The following is a 5255-nucleotide window of genomic DNA, read 5'->3' as shown; positions in this document are numbered from 1 at the left end:
GCCGCCATCGTCAGTGCTGGCCACCCCGCTTGGCAAGCACGGGCCTTGGGCAGCGCCGGGAATGTCCCTAGATTCCAGCCATCTACTTGATGCAGACGCAGGTGTCAGACAGCGAACACTGGTCGATTCAGGACAGTGCTGCGCTGTACGGCCTCGACCGCTGGGGCGACCCGTACTTTTCCATCAATGGACTCGGTCACATCAGCGTTCAACCCCAGGGGAATCGCGGCGGCAGCCTGGATCTGGTGGATCTGGTGTCGGAGCTGAAAAGCCGCAACCTGGCGCTGCCACTGCTGATTCGCTTCGACGACATCCTCGAAGACCGCTTGGAGCGACTCCACACCGCCTTTGAACGCGCCATCGCGCAGTACAGCTACTCCGGCCGCTATCAAGGCGTATTTCCGGTGAAGTGCAACCAACAACGCCACGTGGTTGAGGAGTTGGTGAGCTGCGGCAAGCGCTGGAACTTCGGACTGGAAGCGGGCAGCAAAGCGGAACTGCTGATCGCTCTCTCGCTGCTGGACGACCCCGAAGCCCTGTTGATCTGCAACGGCTACAAGGACCGGCTTTATATCGAGACCGCAATTCTGGCGCGACGTCTGGGACGCCAACCGGTGGTGGTGATTGAACAACCGGACGAAGTTGACCGGATTATTGAGGCCAGCAAGAGCCTGGGAGCAGCGCCCTATATCGGCGTGCGAGCCAAGCTCTCCAGCCGCAGCACGGGGCGCTGGGGCAGTTCCGTTGGCGACACAGCCAAATTCGGCCTCTCCATTCCCGAATTGCTGGCAACAGTGGAGCGGCTGCGGGAGAACAACCTGCTCCAAGATCTGCGCCTGCAGCACTTCCACATCGGCAGCCAGATCAACGACATTGCCGTGCTCAAGGACGCTCTCCAGGAGGCGGGACAGATCTATGTGGAGCTCACCCGACTGGGGGCTCCGATGGGGTTCCTGGATGTGGGTGGTGGACTCGGCATCGACTACGACGGCAGCCGCACCGCATCGGCGGCATCCACGAACTACTCGCTGCAGAACTACGCCAACGACGTTGTCGCCACGGTGCGAGAGTGCTGCGAACCCAATGGTATTGCCGTGCCCACGCTGGTGAGCGAAAGCGGCCGCGCCATTGCCAGCCATTTCTCCCTACTGGTGTTCGACGTCCTGGGCAGCAGTGCACTCCCCGCATCGATTCCCACTGCCAGTGGAGACGAGCCACTGACCGTTCGCAACTTGCGGGACACCCTCGCCGCCATTCAGGAGTTATCAGAGACGGCGGATGCGCAATTGGTGCGACTGCAGGAAGCCTGGAACGATGCCTTGAAGTTCAAACAAGATGTGCTCGCCGCATTCCGACTCGGGTACATGGGGCTGCCCGACCGCGCCACGGCCGAACAACTGACGTGGGCCTGCGCTGATGCCATCGCCCAACGGCTGCCCAAGGATCAAGCCATCCCGGAAGAGCTCGCAGCCCTGAGCAAGGCGTTGGCTCGGACCTATTACGCCAACTTGTCGATCTTTCGCTCAGCTCCCGACACCTGGGCCATTGATCAGCTGTTTCCGGTGGTGCCCATCCAGCAGCTGGATCAACGGCCGACCCGACTGGCCAACCTCGCCGACCTCACCTGCGATTCCGATGGACGCCTGGATCGCTTCATCGGAGACGGACAACCGAAACACCTACTGGAGCTGCATGAGCTCGACCGCGACAACCCTTATCTGATCGGCCTGTTCCTCAGCGGGGCGTACCAAGAGGTGATGGGCAGTCTGCACAACCTGTTTGGCACAACCAATGCCGTGCACATTCGCCTCAGCCCAGGCGGCAGCTATCGCATTGACCACGTCGTGCGGGGTGACACCAATGCCGATGTGCTGGAGGCCATGGAGCACGACCCCCGATCCTTGCTGGAGCGGTTGCGGGTGGCGGCGGAGGCGGCCATCAACAACGGTCAGCTGCGCATCGATGAATCACGACGCCTGCTTGATCACCTCGAAAGCAGCCTCCGCCAAACCACCTACCTTCAGGACTGAGACAACGCTGCCGCCAACTCTGAGCGAGCGGCCTCAAGAGCAGCAGGCAGGGCAGCACCATCGCGACCCCCAGCCTGGGCCAGGTTCGGGCGACCACCGCCACCACCGCCGCACTGCTTGGCGATTCCACCGATGAACTTGCCAGCCTGGAGCTTGGCGGCGATCACCTGCTTGCCGAAGGCCGCCACCAGGATCACCTTGCTCATATCGCCGGGATCCGGCAGACCGCCGATCACCACGGCCGCACCGTCCCCCAGCTGATCCACCAGGCTCTGGGCTGCCCCCTGCAGACCTGCAGCATCCACACCGTCAAGGCGTTCCACCAGCAGCTGGAACTCACCCACAGCCTCGGCCTTGGCGACCAGAGCCCCCGCCTTGGCCACCGCCAGCTCAGCCTGAGCCGCGGCCAGCGCCTTGCCGGTGGCCTTGAGCTCCTCCTGAAGGGCCGCCACACGGTCAACGAGCTCGGCCGGCTGGGCCTTGAAGCGATCCCCCAGCTGCTTCACCACTGCATCGCGCTCGTTCAGATAGGCGAGCACGGCGGGGCCAGCGACCGCTTCAATCCGGCGGATGCCGGCGGCAACGCCACTTTCCGCCACGATCTTGAACAGACCGATCTCAGCAGTATTGGCCACATGAGTGCCGCCGCAGAGCTCCATCGACACACCGGGCACGTCGACCACACGTACCACATCGGCGTATTTTTCACCGAACATCGCCACGGCACCGGCCGCCTTGGCCTGATCGATCGCCATCTCCTGCACCTGCAGCGCATGGGCCTCGTTGATCCAGCCGTTGATCAGGGTTTCAACCTGCTGCAACTGATCCGCCGTCACCGCGGTGGGGCAGTGGAAGTCGAAGCGCAGGCGATCGAAATCCACCAGGGATCCGGCCTGGCCGATGCCTGGATCCACCACCTGCTTGAGCGCAGCCTGCAGCATGTGGGTGGCGGTGTGATTGGCCTGGGCCCGACGCCGGCAGGCGCGGTCCACCTGAGCCTTCACGGTGTCGCCCAGGGTGAGCTCGCCACGTTCCACCCGCCCGGCATGGACGAAAACATCACGGCTGCGGCTCACCGACGCAATCCGAACGATCAAATCGCTGCCCGCCAGCACACCGCGATCGCCCACCTGACCGCCGCCTTCTCCATAGAACGGCGTGGTGTCGAGCACCACCTGAACCGCATCACCCGCCTTGGCGGTGCTGGCTGGTTCGCCGTTCACCACCAACGCCTGCACGCAGGAGGCGTGATCGAGGGCTTCATACCCCTGGAAACAGGTGGCCGTCTGATTCGCCACCACCTGATCGATCGCATCCTGCAGCGTGAGGTCAATACTCACCGCAGCTGCCTTGGCCCGCTGACGCTGCTCCTCCATCGCCACCTCGAAGCCGTCGAGGTCGACGGCCAGGCCCTGCTCCTCTGCGATCTCCTGGATGAGCTCAAGCGGGAAGCCATAGGTGTCGTACAGCTCAAAAGCCTGGGCACCACTGATCTGCTTTGGTTTGAAGGCCAGCACCTCCGTCAGCAACTTCTCGCCGCGCTCGAGGGTCTCCAGAAAGCGGGCTTCCTCCCGCTGGAGTTCGGCCAGGATCACCTCCTGGCGCTCGAGCACGCTGGGGTGGGCCCCCTTCAGCAGGGCAATCGCCGCTTCCCCCATGGTGACGAGGAAGGGTTTGTCGATGCCCAGCAGGCGGCCATGGCGCACCACCCGGCGCAGCAGGCGCCGCAGGATGTAGCCGCGGCCCAGGTTGCTGGCAGTGACACCATCGCAGATCAGCTGCGTCACCGCACGGCTGTGGTCGCCGATCACCTTCAGCGACGTCTTGCCCTTATCGTTGAGCTGGTGGTAGTCGACCCCCGCCAGATCCGCGGCCGTTTGGATCAGCGGAAAGATCAGATCGGTTTCATAATTGTTAGGAACCTTCTGCAGGATCTGGGCCATCCGCTCGAGGCCCATGCCGGTGTCGATGTTGCGGTTGGCCAGCGGCGTGAGATTGCCTTCCGCATCGCGGTTGTACTGCATGAACACCAAGTTGTAGAACTCGATGAAACGGTCGTCGTTCTCGAGATCGATGCCCTCATCCCCCAGCTCCGGATTGAAGTCGTAATAGATCTCCGAGCAGGGGCCACAGGGGCCGGTGGAACCGGAGGCCCAGAAGTTGTCGGCCTCATCCATGCGGATGATCCGCTTGGGATTCACCCCGACCACATCGCGCCAGATCTGCTCGGCTTCGTCGTCTTTCCGGAAAACGCTCACCACCAGGTTCGTGGGGTCGATGCCATAAACGCCGGTGCTGAGCTCCCAGGCCCACTCAATCGCCTGCTGCTTGAAGTAATCCCCGAACGAGAAGTTGCCGAGCATCTCGAAAAAGGTGTGATGCCGTGCCGTGCGCCCCACGTTCTCAATGTCATTGGTACGGATGCACTTCTGCGAACTGGTGGCCCGAGGCGCGGGTCGCTCCTGCTGACCCAGAAAAACCGGCTTGAACGGCAGCATTCCCGCAATGGTGAGCAAGACCGTTGGGTCTTCAGAAATCAATGAAGCGCTGGCCATCCGCTTGTGACCGCGCTCGGCATAGAAGTTGAGGAAGGCCTCACGGATCTCCTCCCCACTGCGCGGTGCAGACGCTGCAGAAGACGACGATGCGGCGGCAACCATGACAGGAAAGGGGGACCCTGCCGTCATGATCGCCTTTGAACCGCCGGTGCCCGTGGCCGTTCCACCCAGTGATCCCAATATTCGCCAGCGACTGCGGCTGCAGTCGATCGGTTGGGCGCTGGCTGCCGGCATGAGCGCTGGGCTGCTGAGCTTGCCCTGGGGCCTGGAAGCTGCTGTGCGTTCCGGCGGTTGTGGCCTCTTTTACGGCCTGCTGGACTTCCACCTGCAACGGGTGGACCCCGACGACGGGCATCTGCAGGCGGGCCTGGTGGGAGCGGTCTGCGGGCTGCGCAGCCTCGGCATGCCCCTACCCCTTGACAACTGGCAGGTCGATGGCCTGGCATCATTACTATTGGAGCTACTTCAGGCCTGGCTGCCGTTGATCGGCAGTGCTTTCCTGCTCCACGGCACCCTCCGCTTCCTACCCGCGTCGCGGCCATGAGCCTGCTGCACGCCACCTGGCTTCCCGCCATCCGCACCTCCAGCAGTTCCGGTCAACCGGCACTGCTCGTTTGGGCTGACACCTGGCGGGTGGCCACACCGAAAGGCCCGGGCCTCACACCGG

The 5255-nt window shown here is 63.2% G+C and carries 4 protein-coding genes; 3 read left to right on the top strand and 1 reads right to left on the bottom strand.

Going from position 1 to position 5255, the window contains the following annotated elements; all coding sequences use genetic code 11:
* The first annotated feature begins 89 nt into the window (after nucleotides 1-89).
* On the top strand, nucleotides 90-2030 hold the full coding sequence (gene speA, locus ACGVJ8_RS11500; protein ID WP_392348225.1) for a biosynthetic arginine decarboxylase: 1941 nt from the start codon (nucleotides 90-92) through the stop codon (nucleotides 2028-2030).
* On the opposite strand, the gene alaS is transcribed toward speA, so the two are convergent.
* Nucleotides 2021-4690 (bottom strand): alanine--tRNA ligase, encoded by a 2670-nt coding sequence (alaS, locus tag ACGVJ8_RS11495; RefSeq protein WP_392348223.1) that lies wholly within the window; start codon nucleotides 4688-4690, stop codon nucleotides 2021-2023. The genes speA and alaS overlap by 10 nt on opposite strands.
* Nucleotides 4691-4715: 25 nt before the next feature.
* On the opposite strand from alaS, the gene ACGVJ8_RS11490 reads away from it, so the two are divergent.
* Both ACGVJ8_RS11490 and ACGVJ8_RS11485 read left to right on the top strand, forming a co-directional pair.
* Nucleotides 4716-5132 (top strand): hypothetical protein, encoded by a 417-nt coding sequence (locus ACGVJ8_RS11490; protein WP_392348229.1) that lies wholly within the window; start codon nucleotides 4716-4718, stop codon nucleotides 5130-5132.
* The coding region (locus ACGVJ8_RS11485) for a hypothetical protein (RefSeq protein WP_392348227.1) at nucleotides 5033-5255 on the top strand (223 nt) is incomplete at its 3' end. The genes ACGVJ8_RS11490 and ACGVJ8_RS11485, both read left to right, overlap by 100 nt.

The organism is Parasynechococcus sp. (assembly GCF_042954245.1).
Taxonomy (GTDB): domain Bacteria; phylum Cyanobacteriota; class Cyanobacteriia; order PCC-6307; family Cyanobiaceae; genus Parasynechococcus.
The sequence above is the reverse complement of the archived record's forward strand: the minus strand, read 5'-3'. Positions and strand labels throughout refer to the sequence as shown.

Bases quoted from the DNA above. Each gene is read 5' to 3' on its own strand.
- alaS (WP_392348223.1), bottom strand. From the start codon at position 4,690: ATGGTTGCCGCCGCATCGTCGTCTTCTGCAGCGTCTGCACCGCGCAGT.
- speA (WP_392348225.1), top strand. From the start codon at position 90: ATGCAGACGCAGGTGTCAGACAGCGAACACTGGTCGATTCAGGACAGT.
- ACGVJ8_RS11490 (WP_392348229.1), top strand. From the start codon at position 4,716: ATGATCGCCTTTGAACCGCCGGTGCCCGTGGCCGTTCCACCCAGTGAT.